General features: G+C 59.3%; 14 protein-coding genes. 10 read left to right on the forward strand and 4 right to left on the reverse strand.

Translation table 11 applies throughout. From position 1 onward, the window contains the following. The 5 genes from sapF to pdeR all read left to right on the forward strand — a co-directional run bounded on the left by sapF (position 1) and on the right by pdeR (position 7,373). Positions 1–807 (forward strand): putrescine export ABC transporter ATP-binding protein SapF, encoded by an 807-nt coding sequence (gene sapF / locus AFK65_RS10930; RefSeq protein WP_007698262.1) that lies wholly within the window; start codon positions 1–3, stop codon positions 805–807. A gap of 120 nt (positions 808–927) precedes the next feature. Continuing rightward, positions 928–1,716: an enoyl-ACP reductase FabI gene (fabI, locus tag AFK65_RS10935; RefSeq protein ID WP_004385358.1), complete on the forward strand. Its 789-nt coding sequence runs from the start codon at positions 928–930 to the stop codon at positions 1,714–1,716. 189 nt (positions 1,717–1,905) lie between these two features. After that, positions 1,906–3,060, forward strand: coding sequence for a carboxymuconolactone decarboxylase family protein (locus tag AFK65_RS10940; RefSeq protein ID WP_038857055.1), 1,155 nt, complete (start codon positions 1,906–1,908; stop codon positions 3,058–3,060). An 87-nt stretch (positions 3,061–3,147) separates the two neighbouring features. After that, positions 3,148–5,082 carry an exoribonuclease II gene (locus tag AFK65_RS10945; RefSeq protein WP_038857053.1) on the forward strand — a complete coding sequence of 645 codons (1,935 nt, stop codon included), beginning with the start codon at positions 3,148–3,150 and terminating at the stop codon, positions 5,080–5,082. Positions 5,083–5,378: 296 nt separating this feature from the next. Then, complete coding sequence (pdeR, locus tag AFK65_RS10950; protein ID WP_038857052.1) at positions 5,379–7,373, forward strand: cyclic di-GMP phosphodiesterase; 1,995 nt, start codon at positions 5,379–5,381, stop codon at positions 7,371–7,373. Positions 7,374–7,395: 22 nt separating this feature from the next. On the opposite strand, the gene AFK65_RS10955 is transcribed toward pdeR, so the two are convergent. After that, positions 7,396–8,265: a crotonase/enoyl-CoA hydratase family protein gene (locus tag AFK65_RS10955; protein WP_038857049.1), complete on the reverse strand. Its 870-nt coding sequence runs from the start codon at positions 8,263–8,265 to the stop codon at positions 7,396–7,398. 211 nt (positions 8,266–8,476) lie between these two features. Between AFK65_RS10955 and AFK65_RS10960 the strand changes: the two genes are divergently transcribed. Further along, positions 8,477–8,659 (forward strand): YciZ family protein, encoded by a 183-nt coding sequence (locus tag AFK65_RS10960; RefSeq protein ID WP_038857046.1) that lies wholly within the window; start codon positions 8,477–8,479, stop codon positions 8,657–8,659. A gap of 12 nt (positions 8,660–8,671) precedes the next feature. Here the strand turns inward: AFK65_RS10960 and fsa are convergent, their stop codons facing one another. Then, entirely contained in the window at positions 8,672–9,334 is a 663-nt protein-coding gene (gene fsa, locus AFK65_RS10965) for a fructose-6-phosphate aldolase (RefSeq protein WP_007698304.1), read from the reverse strand. Between the two features lie 136 nt (positions 9,335–9,470). On the opposite strand from fsa, the gene AFK65_RS10970 reads away from it, so the two are divergent. From AFK65_RS10970 to osmB, 4 genes are all read left to right on the forward strand, one after another. Next, positions 9,471–10,370: a glycyl-radical enzyme activating protein gene (locus tag AFK65_RS10970; protein ID WP_007698306.1), complete on the forward strand. Its 900-nt coding sequence runs from the start codon at positions 9,471–9,473 to the stop codon at positions 10,368–10,370. Positions 10,371–10,375: 5 nt separating this feature from the next. Beyond that, on the forward strand, positions 10,376–12,808 hold the full coding sequence (locus tag AFK65_RS10975; RefSeq protein ID WP_038857042.1) for a formate C-acetyltransferase/glycerol dehydratase family glycyl radical enzyme: 2,433 nt from the start codon (positions 10,376–10,378) through the stop codon (positions 12,806–12,808). Between the two features lie 45 nt (positions 12,809–12,853). Then, a complete protein-coding gene (gene yciT / locus AFK65_RS10980; RefSeq protein WP_032805439.1) occupies positions 12,854–13,609 on the forward strand; it encodes a DNA-binding transcriptional regulator YciT in 756 nt (251 codons plus the stop codon). 258 nt (positions 13,610–13,867) lie between these two features. Beyond that, positions 13,868–14,083, forward strand: coding sequence for an osmotically-inducible lipoprotein OsmB (osmB, locus tag AFK65_RS10985; RefSeq protein ID WP_007698318.1), 216 nt, complete (start codon positions 13,868–13,870; stop codon positions 14,081–14,083). A gap of 121 nt (positions 14,084–14,204) precedes the next feature. On the opposite strand, the gene yciH is transcribed toward osmB, so the two are convergent. Both yciH and pyrF read right to left on the reverse strand, forming a co-directional pair. Continuing rightward, entirely contained in the window at positions 14,205–14,531 is a 327-nt protein-coding gene (gene yciH / locus AFK65_RS10990; RefSeq protein ID WP_007698321.1) for a stress response translation initiation inhibitor YciH, read from the reverse strand. Continuing rightward, positions 14,531–15,265: an orotidine-5'-phosphate decarboxylase gene (pyrF, locus tag AFK65_RS10995; RefSeq protein WP_144421414.1), complete on the reverse strand. Its 735-nt coding sequence runs from the start codon at positions 15,263–15,265 to the stop codon at positions 14,531–14,533. Before pyrF ends, yciH begins: the two co-directional genes overlap by 1 nt. Between the last annotated feature and the right edge of the window lie 222 nt (positions 15,266–15,487).

Raw genomic sequence — 15,487 nt, forward strand, 5'->3', positions numbered from 1 at the left:
ATGGTGGAAACGCTGTTGCAGGTTCGCAACCTGAGTAAAACCTATCGCTACCGCACCGGCTGGTTTCGCCGCCAGACCGTCGAGGCGGTGAAGCCGCTGAGCTTTACCCTGCGCGAACGCCAGACGCTGGCTATCATCGGCGAGAATGGCTCCGGCAAATCCACGCTCGCCAAAATGCTGGCCGGCATGGTCGCGCCGACCACAGGCGATCTGGTGATTGACGATCACCCCCTGACGTTTGGCGATTATTCGTTTCGCAGCCAGCGGATCCGCATGATTTTTCAGGACCCGTCGACGTCGCTCAACCCGCGCCAGCGTATTTCGCAGATTCTCGACTTCCCGCTGCGGCTCAATACCGATCTGGAGCCGGAAGCCCGCGCGAAACGCATTAAAGAGACGCTGCGCATGGTCGGCCTGCTGCCCGATCACGTCAGCTACTATCCGCATATGCTGGCGCCGGGTCAGAAGCAGCGCCTGGGCCTCGCGCGCGCGCTGATCCTGCGCCCGAAGGTGATTATCGCCGACGAAGCGCTGGCGTCGCTCGATATGTCGATGCGTTCGCAGTTAATCAACCTGATGCTGGAATTACAGGAAAAACAGGGTATCTCTTATATTTATGTGACCCAGCACATCGGCATGATGAAACACATCAGCGATCAGGTGATGGTGATGCATCAGGGCGAAGTGGTGGAGCGCGGCAGCACGGCCGATGTCCTCGCCTCGCCGCTGCACGATTTAACCAAACGGCTTATCGCCAGTCATTTCGGCGAAGCCTTAACCGCCGACGCCTGGCGGAAAGACCGCTAATCCGCCATCTGTAGTGGTCGGATTAACTCCTCCGGCGAGTCATGCTAGAATCGCCGCGTTTTAACGACGGCTGGCGTTTTCGGCCTGCCGCCATAACAATGACGATAAGGATTAAAAGCTATGGGTTTTCTTACCGGTAAGCGCATTCTGGTGACTGGCGTAGCCAGCAAACTGTCCATCGCGTACGGTATCGCACAGGCAATGCACCGTGAAGGGGCTGAACTGGCGTTCACCTACCAGAACGACAAGCTGAAAGGCCGCGTGGAAGAGTTTGCCGCTCAACTGGACTCCAGCATCGTGCTGCCGTGTGACGTTGCGGAAGATGAAAGCATCGACGCGCTGTTCACCGAGCTTGCCAAAGTCTGGCCGAAATTTGACGGTTTCGTACACTCCATCGGTTTCGCGCCGGCCGATCAGCTGGACGGCGACTACGTTAACGCCGTGACCCGTGAAGGCTTCAAAATCGCGCACGACATCAGCGCATACAGCTTTGTGGCAATGGCGAAAGCGTGCCGTTCTATGCTGAACCCGAACGCGGCGCTGCTGACCCTCTCCTACCTGGGCGCAGAGCGTGCTATCCCGAACTACAACGTGATGGGTCTGGCGAAAGCGTCTCTGGAAGCCAACGTACGCTACATGGCGAACGCGATGGGTCCGGAAGGCGTGCGCGTTAACGCCATCTCCGCAGGCCCGATCCGCACGCTGGCGGCTTCCGGCATTAAAGATTTCCGTAAGATGCTGGCGCACTGCGAAGCGGTCACCCCGATCCGCCGCACCGTCACCATCGAAGACGTGGGTAACTCCGCGGCGTTCCTGTGTTCCGATCTCTCCGGCGGTATCACCGGCGAAGTGGTTCACGTTGACGGCGGTTTCAGCATCGCTGCGATGAATGAGCTGGAACTGAAATAATCTTCCGGTTTCTCGCCAAAGGGCAGGTTTTCAACCTGCCCTTTTTATTTATGCCTTTCTGATATTTGTTATCACCGAACAATCTTTTATCGCCGTGACGTGTTACGCCAGGATAGTCGTGCGTGACCTGCCCGGCGCCGCGTATTGTTTCCGCCGTTCCGGGCGCTCATTTTCAGACAAGGAACGACCATGGAACAACGCCGCCTTACCGGCAAAAGCCACTGGTATCATGAAACCCAGTCCAGCCTCTGTCCGGCAGATCCGCTGCCGTTAGTTCCCGAAGCCGCAAAGGTGGAGGACCGTTTTCTGCTCGACCTGCCGCTGGACGACATGAACATCGCCGCCCATGCGCCCTGGTGCGACGCCGCGCGTGCGCTTATCCCTTCCCTGCTGCCTGATAAACACGACGTCACCCGCCTTCATACGCTCAGCGTCTATGACCGCCTCAGCGCCGCGCTGACCGTGGCTCAGGTCTGCGGCGTGCAGCGGCTGTGCAACCATTACGCCGCCCGTCTGGCGCCGGAGCCGGGGCCGGATTCCTCGCGGGAAAGCAACCGTCGCCTGACGCTGCTCACACAGACGGCTCGCCAGCTCGCCAGCCAGCCGACGCTGATTGACAGCGCGGCGCGCACGCAGCTGGAAGACGCCGGGCTCTCGGTGTATGACATCGTCACCTTTACGCAGATTATCGGTTTCGTGGGCTTTCAGGCCCGCGCGGTGGCGCTGTTACAGGCGCAGCCCGGCCAGCCGGCGCGCTGGCTGCCGGGCATCGACATGCAACAGGACGCGCCCGCCTCGCTTTTCACCGCGTCCGAATCGCGCTGGCAGCCCGATCTCCCGGCGCTCGAAATGGGCTGGGCCAGTCCCGAACAACAGGCCGCCTATAACGCGGCGCTTGACGAACCGTTGCTGCAACCGCTGCTCTCTCTGCTGGCCCATGACGCAAGCGCGTTACAGGGCCTCGCCGCCCTGCTCGCCACGCTGCAAAGGCCGGAGGACGCGGCTGACGCGGCGCTGGCGGCGCTGGTATCCGCGCGCATTAACGGCAGCGCCAGCTGTTTTGACGAGGCCGCGCTGCGCCTGCGCGCCGAGCCAGGCCTTGCGGATGCGGCGCGCAACGGCGAACGGGCGCTGCTCGCCTGGAGCCATAATCACCCGAGAGCGCGCGCCATTATCCAGGCGATGCAGATGCTGACCCGCGCGCCCGCGCGGTTTGGTCACGCGCAGCTTGAGCCGCTGATTGAGGCTGGTTTCGCTCCGCAGACGGCGCTACGCCTGCTCGCTTTCGGCAGCGCCTGCGGCTGGGTAAACCGTCTGCGGCTCGGTCTTGGCGTCGCCGCGTAGCCCGCGGCGGCCTAAAGAGCGCTTGCCGGGAGGCGCGCAATCGCGTAAAACTGTCAGCCGCTCTTTTGGCCACGAAAATTCGACACTATGTTTCAGGATAACCCGCTGCTTGCGCAGCTTAAACAGCAACTGCATTCCCAGACGCCGCGCGCCGAAGGGGTAGTAAAAGCCACGGAAAAAGGTTTTGGTTTCCTTGAGGTTGACGCGCAGAAAAGTTACTTCATTCCGCCTCCGCAGATGAAGAAAGTGATGCACGGCGATCGCGTCATTGCCGTTATCCATACGGAAAAGGAAAAAGAATCCGCCGAGCCCGAAGAGCTTATCGAACCCTTCCTGACCCGCTTTGTGGGCCGGGTGCAAAAGAAAGACGATCGTCTCTCTATCGTTCCCGATCATCCGCTGCTGAAAGACGCCATCCCGTGCCGCGCTGAACGCGGCGTCAGCCATGATTTTCAGAATGGCGACTGGGCGGTGGCGGAGATGCGCCGTCATCCGCTGAAAGGCGATCGCGGCTTCTACGCGGAACTGACCCAGTTTATTACCTTCGGCGACGACCATTTCGTGCCGTGGTGGGTGACGCTTGCCCGCCACAATCTTGAGCGCGAAGCGCCGGACGGCGTGGCGACCGAAATGCTGGATGAAAACCTGACGCGTGAAGATTTAACCGCGCTCGATTTCGTCACTATCGACAGCGCCAGCACCGAAGATATGGACGATGCGCTGTATGTCGAAGCGCTGGAGGGCGACCGCCTGCAGCTGACCGTCGCGATTGCCGATCCGACCGCGTGGATCGCCGAAGGCAGCAAGCTCGACAACATCGCCAAAGTGCGCGCGTTCACCAACTACCTGCCGGGCTTTAACATCCCGATGCTGCCGCGCGAGCTTTCCGACGATCTCTGCTCGCTGCGCGAAGGCGAACAGCGCCCGGCGCTGGTCTGCCGCATGATTATCGACGCCGACGGCGCTATCAGCGACGACATTCACTTCTTCGCAGCGACCATCGAATCGAAAGCCAAACTGGCGTATGACGATGTCTCTGACTGGCTGGAAGAAAAAGGCGACTGGCAGCCGGGCAGCGAGGCGATTGCCGCGCAGATCCGCCTGCTGCAGCAGATTTGCCAGCGCCGCAGCGCCTGGCGTACCGAACATGCGCTGGTGTTTAAAGACCGCCCGGATTACCGCTTTGTGCTTGGCGAAAAAGGCGAAGTGCTGGATATCGTGGCCGAGCCGCGCCGTATCGCTAACCGTATCGTTGAAGAATCGATGATTGCCGCGAACATCTGCGCCGCGCGCGTGCTGCGCGACAAGCTGGGCTTCGGCGTGTATAACGTGCACGCAGGCTTCGACCCGGCCAGCACCGAACAGCTGGCGACGCTGCTGCAAAGCCACGGCATGCATGTGGATGCGAACGACGTGCTGACCCTGCCAGGCTTCTGCAAGCTGCGCCGCGAACTCGACGCGCAGCCGTCCGGCTTCCTCGACAGCCGCATCCGCCGTTTCCAGTCGTTTGCGGAAATCAGCACCGAGCCGGGCCCGCACTTCGGCCTGGGCCTCGAAGCATACGCGACCTGGACTTCGCCGATCCGTAAATATGGCGATATGGTTAACCACCGTCTGCTGAAAGCCATCATTAAAGGCGAAAGCGCGTCACGTCCGCAGGAAGCGTCCACCGTACAGATGGCCGAGCGCCGTCGTCTCAACCGCATGGCGGAGCGAGACGTGGGCGACTGGTTGTATGCCCGTTTCCTGAAAGACAAAGCCGGCACCGATACCCGCTTCGCGGCGGAAATTATCGATGTCAGCCGCGGCGGCATGCGCGTGCGTCTGGTGGATAACGGCGCGGTCGCCTTTATTCCTGCGCCGTTCCTGCACGCGGTGCGCGATGAGCTGGTCTGCAGCCAGGAAAACGGCACCGTACAGATCAAAGGCGAAACCGTCTATAAAGTGACCGATGTTATCGACGTGACCATCGCCGAAGTGCGTATGGAAACCCGCAGCGTGATCGCACGCCCGGTCGCCTGACCCTCCACTCCCCGGCCCCGCCGGGGAGTGCTTCTTCTCCCCCGTCTCGTCTTCCCCTCTGTGTGAGCGCGCACAATTTTCCCGTCTCACTTGGGCATTTTTCTAAAAAACGATCACACTAACAGAGTGCGTCGTAATTTAACGCTTTGAGAATTAAGCGAAATGGCCGTGGCCGCACCGGGTTTGCCGCCTTCGCCAACAATATATTCCCGTAAAAACAAACGTTTTGCCTGTTATTGCCGGCAGAGTCCGGCTGTGCCGTTTGCGCAGCGCCTGGTGTGGGTTCGGGAGAGAGCATGAAAGACGACCTGGAGAATAATCTGCTGTACCGCTACTGCGGCGCCACCAGCCCTTTCTGGCGCCTGCCGCTGGACAGCAACGCGTTGCAGCTTGCCGCCAGCGAAGAGGCCGTCACCAGCCATGTGGTGCCGCTGACGCCGGAACAGGCCGCGCAGATCCGTACCATGAGTGTGATTACCTCAAGCGTCACGCTGTCGTTATCGCTGTTTGGCGAACCGGTGCCGGTGCATCTGGTGGGGCGCAAAGTCTCCCGCAAAGAGTGGGCGGGCACGGCGTCGGCGTGGCACGACACCACCTCGGTGGCGCGCGATCTGGTGCAAGGACTCTCCTTCGCCGAACAGGTGGTGTCTGAAGCCAATTCGGTCATCGTGATCCTCGATCGCCACGGCAATATCCAGCGCTTCAACCGGCTGAGCGAAGAATATACGGGCCTGAAAGAGCAGGAAGTGATCGGGCAGAATGTCTTTAAGCTGTTTATGACGCCCGCCGAAGCATCTGCCTCGCGGCGCAATATCACCGGTTTTTTCCGCAACGGCAGCTCCTATGAAGTCGAACGCTGGATCAAGACGCGCAAAGGCCAGCGGCTGTTTCTGTTTCGCAATAAGTTTGTCCACAGCGGCAGCGGGCGCAACGAAATTTTCCTGATTTGCTCCGGCACCGATATCACCGAGGAGCGCCGCGCGCAGGAGCGCCTGCGCGTGCTTGCCAATACCGACGCCATTACCGGCCTGCCCAACCGCAACGCTATCCATGAAATGATCAGCGACGCCATCGCTAAACGCGGCGACACGCAGGTGGGCATCGTTTATCTCGATCTCGATAATTTTAAAAAGGTTAACGATGCCTACGGGCATATGTTTGGCGACCAGTTACTCCAGGCGGTGTCGCTCGCCATTCTGAGCTGTCTTGAGAAAGATCAGGTGCTGGCGCGCCTCGGCGGCGATGAGTTTATCGTGATGGCGACCGATACGTCGCAGGCGGCGCTGGAGGCGATGTCGTCGCGGATCATCTCCCGACTAAAGCATCCGTTTCGTATCGGGCTGATTGAAGTCTATACCGGTTGCTCACTCGGCATTGCCCTCGCGCCTCAGCATGGCGACGACCGCGAGAGCGTCATCCGCAACGCCGACACGGCGATGTATAACGCCAAAGAGAATGGGCGCGGCAAATTCTGCGTCTTTTGTCCGGAGATGAACCAGCGGGTGTTTGAGTATCTCTGGCTTGATACCAACCTGCGCAAGGCGCTGGAGAAGAATCAGCTGGTGATTCACTATCAGCCGAAAATAGCGGCGGATGGCGTGGTGGATAGCCTGGAAGCGCTGGTGCGCTGGCAGTCGCCGGAGCGGGGGCTGATCCCGCCGCTCGATTTTATCTCTTATGCCGAAGAGTCCGGACTCATCGTGCCGCTCGGGCGCTGGGTGATGCTGGACGTGGTGCGCCAGGTGGCGAAGTGGCGCGATGCGGGCATACTGTTGCGGGTCGCGGTGAATGTGTCGGCGCGCCAGCTTGCCGACCAGACGCTGATAAGCGATCTGCGCCAGGCGCTTGCCGATATGCATTTTACTTGCAGCCCTATTGACGTAGAGATCACCGAAAGCTGCCTGATTGAAAACGCCGAGCTGGCGCTGTCGGTGATCAACGAGTTCAGCGCGCTGGGCGCGCAGGTGCATCTGGACGATTTCGGCACCGGGTATTCATCCCTCTCGCAGCTGGCGCGTTTCCCGCTGGATGCCATTAAACTCGATCAAAGCTTCGTGCGCGATATTCATAAGCAGCCGGTATCGCAGTCGCTCGTGCACGCCATCGTCGCGGTGGCGAAAGCGCTCGATTTGCAGGTGATCGCTGAGGGCGTCGAAAGCGAAGAGGAAGATGCGTTTCTGACGCAAAACGGCGTCGATCAGCGCCAGGGGTTTCTGTTCGCCCGCCCGATGACCGCCAGCGATCTTGAACGCTGGTATCAACGCTATCGCGCCGGGAAACAGACGCCGTAAACGGCGTCTGAGGTGATGGCCGTTAGCCTGCTTTACGCAGCGCCGCGGCGGTATGGCGGTTTTGTAGCTGGATCAGGCGCTCCATATAGCCCACATCTTTCGGCTCCAGGCTGAACGCTGCGTCCACCCAGTCTTCGGTGATTTCCATCAGCTCGTTACGCGAGAGGCGCAGCACGCGCTGGCGCGCCCGGAGCATCGCCCTCACCCCGTTCAGCCGCGGTTTGAGGGTGTCGATAAACGTCCTCGTCGCCACAAACCCCTGGCCTGGCTCAAAGAGCTGATCCACCAGCCCCTGTGGCTGATACCACTCGGCGGTGTGAGATTCGCCCTGCCAGATAAGCTCCTCGGCAAGGCGCATCCCGGCGCGGCGCGTCACCAGCGAATAGCCGCCCATGCCGGGGAAGAGATTAAACGCAATCTCCGGGAACCCCATGCGGGCGTCGCGCTGGGCCAGAACAAAATGGTGCGCCAGCGCCGCTTCGAAACCGCCGCCGAGCGCGCTGCCTTCTACCATCGCAAGGCTAATGGCGCCGCAGTCAAATCCGCGCGAGGCGGCGTGTACGCAGTCCACGCAGGCGCGGGCATAGGCGCGCAGCGCTTCGCGTTTGCCGTTGCGAATGCAGTCGACGAAAAACTGTAAATCGCCGCCGGTGTTATACATGCCGGGGACCAGCGAGCCGGTGACCCAGAAATCCACCTCCAGCCTGGCCTCCTGCACCAGATAGCTGAGGTTCATGATCTCTTCGATAAGAACATGGTTAAAACACGGACGCGGCTGGGCCCGCAGCATCATCCAGATAATGCGGCGTTCTTCCTCGTAAAACCCGGAAAGCTGAGTAAAACGCGCTGTATCGGTAAAGAGTTTGCAGGTCGATTGGTTGAATACTGACATAGTCTTTCCTCATGTAAGTTAACGCGTTATGCGCAGGATCAGACTAATTCACAGCCGCGTTTCGCACGGGAAGCCGGCCTGTTTTATAACCATAATTTATCTTTTAAAGCGAAATGATTGATTCTGGCGGCGTATTAAGAGAGCCGCCCGCTTCTCTTTGACGCCGCTTTTCTGCATCATGGGCCTGTACCAACCGTAAAAAGGAAGCATTATGCCGACAGTAAATCCGCAGCAGCTGGCTGACCGTATCGATACCGTTCTGGATATTCTGGTGGCGGGCGATTACCACTCCGCCATCCATAACCTGGAAATTCTGAAGGCGGAACTGCTGGCGCAGGGCCAGCAGGGAGAGGAGCCGGGGGAGAAAAAAGAGAAGGCGCCCTGGGAGATCTGACGCCTTAAGCGCTTACAGGCTGAGCGTGCCGAACGCCTGCTGCCATTCGCGCCCGAAACCCTCAACCGCCGCCGCGACCGCGGGCGTATTGAGCAACTGATCGGCGACATCCACGGGCAGCGTAATCGACTGGCACCCGGCGAGCAGACAGCCAAGCGCCTGCTGCGGCGTGCGAAAGCTCGCCGCCAGCACTTTTGACTGCGACGCGTGCAGCGTCAGCAGTTCCTGCAATTCACTGACCGTCGCCACACCGTCACCGCCCTGCGCATCCAGGCGATTGACATAAGGCGCGATATATTCCGCCCCCGCCAGCGCCGCCATCAGCCCCTGCATCGCGCCGTACACCGCCGTGCCAAGCAGCGGAATCCCGGACGGTTTAAGGATTTTCATCGCCGCGAGCCCCGCAGGCGTGACCGGAATTTTCACCACCAGCCCCGGCGCCCGCTGCGCCAGCAGTTCCGCCTCCCGAACCATCTGCGCCGTGTCTGACGCCACGACCTGCGCAAAAAGTTTGCCTTCACCGTTCAGCGCCTCCTGCAACGCGGGAAGCAGATCCCAGAGTTTCACGCCCGCGCGCGCCACAATGGAAGGGTTCGTGGTGACGCCCTGTAGCGGCAGAATATTCGCCAGACGTTTAACAGCCGCGACATCCGCGGTGTCGAGATACAGTTCCATAACGACTCCTGTTTTGAGCAAGTTAACATTGCCGCCATCTTAAATCAGCCGGTGCGGATAAAGCTGATCGCCGTCAATAAAACTTTCATTCGAAAGTAAGATCATTTTCTAATGAAACAACACGAGCATAACGACGATGATCTTTAACCTGCAACGCTATTCCACGCATGACGGGCCGGGCATTCGAACCGTCGTCTTCCTGAAAGGCTGTTCGCTCGGCTGCCGCTGGTGCCAGAACCCGGAAAGCCGTCGCCGCCAGCGCGACGTACTGTTTGACGAGCGGCTGTGCCTGAGCGGCTGCGATCTCTGCGAGCGCACCTGCCCGCAGGCGATTCATCGCAATGGCGAGACCGTCGTGATTGACCGTGCGGCGCTGGATGACGCCGCGCTCGATGCGCTCACCGACTGCTGCCCCACGCAGGCGCTGAGCGTCTGTGGCGAATCCCGAAGCCTCGAGACGATCATGGACACCGTGCTGCGCGATCGTCCCTTCTACGCCCGCAGCGGCGGCGGTATCACGCTTTCCGGCGGCGAGCCGTTCATGCAGCCGGAGATGGCGAAAATGCTGTTACAGCGCAGCCGTGAAGCGGGCATCCATACGGCGGTGGAATCGTGTTTGCATGTGCCGTGGAAGCATATCGCCCCGTCGCTGCCGTTTCTTGATCTTCTTTTGGCTGACTTAAAGCATGTCGACCCTGAGCGTTTTCACGCCTGGACCGACGGCAGCGCTGAACGTGTGCTGGATAATTTCCGGCGGCTGGCCGCGGCGGGCGTGAAGATGACGATCCGCGTCCCGCTGATCCCCGGTTTTAACGCTGATAAAGCTTCCATTCGCGCTATCACGGATTTCGCGGCCGATGAAACCGGCGCCCGCGACATTCATTTTCTGCCCTACCACACCCTTGGCATCAATAAGTACCGCCTGCTGGACTGGCCCTATCTGGCACCCGCAACGCCGCTCGACGAACCGGCGCTGCTGGCGTTTGCCGAAGATTACGCCCGCCAGAAAGGGCTCACCGCATGGATAAGAGGATAACCATCATGACTGAACTCAATCTCGCTTTTCTCCCCGAGCGCATCAAAGCCCACAAAGCGGCGCTGGTGCAAATCGTGCGTCCGCCGGTCTGTACTGAGCGCGCGCAGCACTACACCGCAATGTACCAGCAGCATCAGGATAAACCGCTGCCGGTACGCCGCGCGCTGGCGCTGGCGCATCACCTGGCGAACCGCACTATCTGGATCAAACATGACGAGCTGATCGTCGGCAATCAGGCAAGTCAGGTGCGCGCGGCTCCGTTTTTCCCGGAATATACCGTCAGCTGGATTGAGAAAGAGATTGACGATCTCGCCGACCGCCCCGGCGCCGGGTTCTCCGTCAGCCCGCAGGATAAAACCGTGATGCATGAAATCTGCCCGTGGTGGCGCGGCCAGACGGTGCAGGATCGCTGCTACGGCATGTTTACCGATGAGCAAAAAGAACTGCTGGCGTCGGGCATTATCAAAGCGGAAGGCAATATGACCTCCGGCGACGCGCATCTGGCGGTGAATTTCCCGCTGCTGCTGGAAAAAGGTCTCGACGGCCTGCGAGCCAAAGTGGCGGAGCGCCGCGCGCGTCTGCTGCTGACCGATCAGGGCGATCTGCATAAAGAGCAGTTCCTGAAAGCGATCGACATTACTTTTAGCGCGCTCAGCGAGCATATCCGGCGCTTCGCGGCGCTCGCTTCACAAATGGCGCAGGAGGAAAAACGCCCGGCGCGTCGCGATGAGTTGCTCGCCATTGCCGCTAACTGCGCGCATATCGCGCACCAGCCGCCTGCGTCTTTCTGGCAGGCGTTACAGCTCTGCTATTTTGTGCAGCTGGTGTTGCAGATTGAGTCCAATGGACATTCCGTATCGTTTGGCCGCCTCGATCAATATCTCTATCCCTGGTATCGCCGCGATGTCGAACTTGAACAGACGCTGGAGCGCGAGCGCGCCATCGAACTGTTGCAGAGCTGCTGGCTGAAGCTGCTGGAGGTCAACAAAATCCGTTCCGGATCGCATTCAAAAGCCTCTGCAGGCAGCCCGCTCTACCAGAACGTCACGATTGGCGGACAACGTCTGCTTAACGGCGAGCCGGTGGACGCGGTCAACCCGCTCTCGTGGGCGGTGCTGGAATCGTGCGGTCGGCTGCGCTCCACCCAGCCGAACCTCAGCGTGCGTTACCACGCCGGAATGAGTAATGAATTCCTCGACGCCTGCGTCCAGGTGATCCGCTGCGGCTTCGGGATGCCTGCGTTTAACAACGATGAAATAGTCATCGACGAATTTATTAAGCTTGGGGTCAGCCGCGAAGACGCCTATGACTACGCGGCCATTGGCTGCATTGAAACGGCGGTCGGCGGGAAATGGGGTTATCGCTGCACCGGCATGAGCTTTATTAACTTCGCCCGCGTGATGCTGGCGGCGCTGGAAGGCGGTCGCGACGCGACGACCGGTAAAGTTTTCCTGCCGCAGGAAAAGGCGCTCTCCGCCGGCAATTTCAGCCACTTCAGCGAAGTGATGGACGCCTGGGATAACCAGATCCGCTACTACACCCGCAAATCGATTGAAATTGAATGCGTGGTGGATACTGTTCTTGAAGAGAACGCGCACGATATTCTCTGCTCGGCGCTGGTCGATGACTGCATTGAGCGCGGCAAGAGCATTAAGCAAGGCGGCGCGAAATATGACTGGGTATCCGGGTTGCAGGTGGGGATCGCCAACCTCGGCAACAGTCTCGCCGCGGTGCGCAGGCTGGTGTTCGAACAGAGCGTGGTGACGCAGCCGCAGCTGGCGCAGGCGCTGAATAACGATTTTGAAGGGCTGACCGGCGAACAGCTGCGCCAGCGACTGATCAACAGCGCCCCGAAATATGGCAATGACGATGACGATGTCGATCTGTTGCTGGCGCGCGCGTACCAGACGTACATCGACGAGCTGAAGCAGTATCACAATACCCGCTTCGGGCACGGCCCGATCGGCGGCACTTACTACGCGGGTACGTCGTCTATCTCCGCGAACGTGCCTTTTGGCGCGGCGACGATGGCGACGCCGGACGGACGCAAGGCCAGAACGCCGCTGGCGGAAGGCGCAAGCCCGGCGTCAGGCACTGACCGTCTGGGGCCAACGGCGGTGATTAACTCGGTCGGAAAACTGCCGGTGGCGAAAATACTTGGCGGCGTGCTGTTGAATCAGAAGCTTAACCCGTCCACACTGGATAACTTACGCGATCGCCAGAAACTGATGCAGATGCTGCGCACTTTCTTTGAAGTGCATAAGGGATGGCACGTTCAGTACAACATTGTCTCGCGTGAAACCCTGCTGGACGCCAAAGCACACCCGGATAAGTATCGCGATCTGGTCGTGCGCGTGGCGGGTTACTCCGCGTTCTTTACGGCCTTATCCCCTGATGCGCAGGATGATATTATCGCCCGTACCGAACATACGCTTTAAATGAAACCGCGGTGGCGTCACGCCACCGCGCATAACGATGCAGATATGAACTCCCGACAACAAATCATTTTACAGATGGTGATTGACCGCGGCCGCATGAGCGTGGCGGATCTATCAAAAATCACCGGCGTTTCTGAAGTCACCATTCGTCAGGATCTGAACCTCCTTGAAAAGCAGAGCTATCTGCGCCGCACCCACGGGTTCGCCGTGCCGCTCGACAGCGACGATGTAGAAACCCGGATGATGAACAATTTCGCGCTCAAGCGCAGGCTCGCGGATTTCGCCTGCTCGCTCGTGAATGACGGCGAAACGGTGTTTATCGAAAACGGCAGTACCAACGCCCTGCTGGCGCGGGCGCTGGCTGAACAAAAGAAGGTGACGCTTATCACCGTAAGCAGCTTTATCGCCCATCTGCTGAAAGAAACCTCGTGTGAAATTATTCTGCTCGGCGGTATCTACCAGAAGAAAAGCGAAACCATGGTCGGCCCGCTGACGCGCCAGTACATTTCGCAGGTGCACTTCAGTAAAGCGTTTATCGGGATTGACGGCTGGTCGCCTGAGACGGGCTTTACCGGTCGCGACATGATGCGCGCCGACGTGGTGAACGCGGTGCTGGAAAAAGGCAGCGAGGCCATTATTCTCACCGACAGCAGTAAGTTCGGCGCGGTACATCCCTATACGCTCGGCCCGGTTTCGCGCTTTAACCGGGTGATTACCGATGACGGCCTGAATGGCGCCGCCCGTGACGTCCTCGCCGCCTCCGGCCTGACGCTGGATATTATTTCGCCCTTTCCTGCCTGAAGCTTTGCTGGCGCGTCGACACGGCGCGCCTTCGCTTGAGACTATTCTCAGCCTCAATTAAGACTTTTTACCTGTCTGAATTCGCTGAAGAAATTAAAATTAACCTCAGCGATATTACTGAGTGTTGATTGTCACCTGCGTGATTCTTTATTCCGTATCGCTGCACCGTTTCACGAACTGGCGCTTTAAGCGGCGATTTAGCCACTATACTTAAAGTGAACAGCCTTTCCGTGAATCAATTATTCAGGAGAAAGTATTATGTCATTAAATTACAAAAAAGTAGCCGCGGCAGTGCTGGCCGTTACTCTGGTAGCTTCTCTGAGCGCATGCTCTAACTGGTCTAAACGTGACCGCAATACCGCTATCGGCGCGGGTGCAGGTGCAATCGGCGGCTCCGTGCTGACTGACGGCAGCGCGCTCGGCACCCTCGGCGGCGCAGCGGTAGGCGGTATTATCGGTCATCAGGTTGATTAATCTGCGGCCCGCAAAAGCATAACGCTTTGACGTATTACTCGCATCACCGAATAATTACAGGTCTGGCTATACCGCAGTAAACATAACAAAATAGCCACGGCGTTTTCGCCGTGGCTAACAATTACCCGCCCGCCAGTTTAACTTTCATTCCTTTCGCTTCCAGCAGACTTTTTATTAAGTCCCTTTTATCGCCCTGTATTTCTATTACGCCATCTTTGACCGCGCCGCCACAGCCGCATTTTTTCTTAAGCTCGGCCGCGAGACTATTTAACGTCGCGTCGTCAGCGTCAATGCCGGTGATAAGGCATACGCCTTTCCCTTTGCGGCCGCTGGTCTGGCGCTGGATACGCACCACACCGTCGCCTTTCGGGCGCGCGGGCGCAGCTTTGGGCTCGTCGATGCGCCCGGTTTCCGTCGAATAGACCAGACGGCTGTTATTATCGTTCATTATCCCTCCTGCTTCAGAGACGCCAGAATATCCCGCAACGCCTGCGCCGGGTTAGCCGCGCGGGTGATGGGACGTCCGATAACCATATAGTCGACGCCCGCCTCTTGCGCCTCGGCAGGCGTCATAATACGGCGCTGATCGCCCGCGTCGCTGCCGGCCGGACGAATGCCGGGGGTGACCAGTTTAAATTCGCGCCCGAACGTCGCTTTAAAACGCACGGCCTCATGGGCGGAACAGACCACGCCGTCAAGACCGCACTGCCGGGTGAGGCGCGCGAGACGCTCCGCCTGCTCTGCCGGGCTGAGAGTAATGCCGAGCCCCTGTAAATCTTCCGCTTCCATACTGGTCAGCACCGTCACCGCAATCAGTAACGGCGCGTCGTTGCCAAACGAGGCCAGCGCCTCTTTCGCCGCCGTCATCATGCGCGCGCCGCCGCCCGCGTGCACATTCACCATCCAGACGCCAAGCTCCGCCGCCGCCGCAACGGCGCGCGCGGTAGTATTCGGGATATCGTGAAATTTCAGATCCAGAAAGACGTCAAAGCCGCGCGAAATCAGATCGCGCACCAGCTGCGGCCCGAAGAGCGTGAACATCTCTTTGCCGACTTTCAGACGGCAATCGCGCGGATCGATGCCATCCACAAAGGCCAGCGCGCTGTCGCGGTTGTCGTAATCGAGCGCGACGACGACGGGGGAATGAGTTACAGAATGAGAGGATGAGGCAAATGATGTCATGACCAGACCTTCTGACAGGCGCACCGGCGTGGCGCGGGATTGATAAACGGCAAGCATTCTACCCGCCGTCCGCCGAAATTTACAGGCAAGATCGCCCTGCCAGGCGGCCTTCTGGCCGTTAACGCGCTGTCGCCACGGCAGATGAACATAAATTCAAAAGTATGTTGTAACTAAATTGCGCGTTAAGCATAGCCGCGATGGTATGTGCGGCAGGGACTGAGA

The organism is Cronobacter universalis NCTC 9529, from assembly GCF_001277175.1.
Lineage (GTDB): Bacteria > Pseudomonadota > Gammaproteobacteria > Enterobacterales > Enterobacteriaceae > Cronobacter > Cronobacter universalis.

What these genes read in the sequence shown, in the direction of transcription:
- AFK65_RS10945 (WP_038857053.1), top strand. Translation starts at nt 3,148, where the DNA reads ATGTTTCAGGATAACCCGCTGCTTGCGCAGCTTAAACAGCAACTGCAT.
- yciT (WP_032805439.1), top strand. Translation starts at nt 12,854, where the DNA reads ATGAACTCCCGACAACAAATCATTTTACAGATGGTGATTGACCGCGGC.
- AFK65_RS10960 (WP_038857046.1), top strand. Translation starts at nt 8,477, where the DNA reads ATGCCGACAGTAAATCCGCAGCAGCTGGCTGACCGTATCGATACCGTT.
- AFK65_RS10970 (WP_007698306.1), top strand. Translation starts at nt 9,471, where the DNA reads ATGATCTTTAACCTGCAACGCTATTCCACGCATGACGGGCCGGGCATT.
- yciH (WP_007698321.1), bottom strand. Translation starts at nt 14,531, where the DNA reads ATGAACGATAATAACAGCCGTCTGGTCTATTCGACGGAAACCGGGCGC.
- AFK65_RS10955 (WP_038857049.1), bottom strand. Translation starts at nt 8,265, where the DNA reads ATGTCAGTATTCAACCAATCGACCTGCAAACTCTTTACCGATACAGCG.
- pdeR (WP_038857052.1), top strand. Translation starts at nt 5,379, where the DNA reads ATGAAAGACGACCTGGAGAATAATCTGCTGTACCGCTACTGCGGCGCC.
- fabI (WP_004385358.1), top strand. Translation starts at nt 928, where the DNA reads ATGGGTTTTCTTACCGGTAAGCGCATTCTGGTGACTGGCGTAGCCAGC.
- AFK65_RS10975 (WP_038857042.1), top strand. Translation starts at nt 10,376, where the DNA reads ATGACTGAACTCAATCTCGCTTTTCTCCCCGAGCGCATCAAAGCCCAC.
- fsa (WP_007698304.1), bottom strand. Translation starts at nt 9,334, where the DNA reads ATGGAACTGTATCTCGACACCGCGGATGTCGCGGCTGTTAAACGTCTG.
- pyrF (WP_144421414.1), bottom strand. Translation starts at nt 15,265, where the DNA reads ATGACATCATTTGCCTCATCCTCTCATTCTGTAACTCATTCCCCCGTC.
- AFK65_RS10940 (WP_038857055.1), top strand. Translation starts at nt 1,906, where the DNA reads ATGGAACAACGCCGCCTTACCGGCAAAAGCCACTGGTATCATGAAACC.
- sapF (WP_007698262.1), top strand. Translation starts at nt 1, where the DNA reads ATGGTGGAAACGCTGTTGCAGGTTCGCAACCTGAGTAAAACCTATCGC.
- osmB (WP_007698318.1), top strand. Translation starts at nt 13,868, where the DNA reads ATGTCATTAAATTACAAAAAAGTAGCCGCGGCAGTGCTGGCCGTTACT.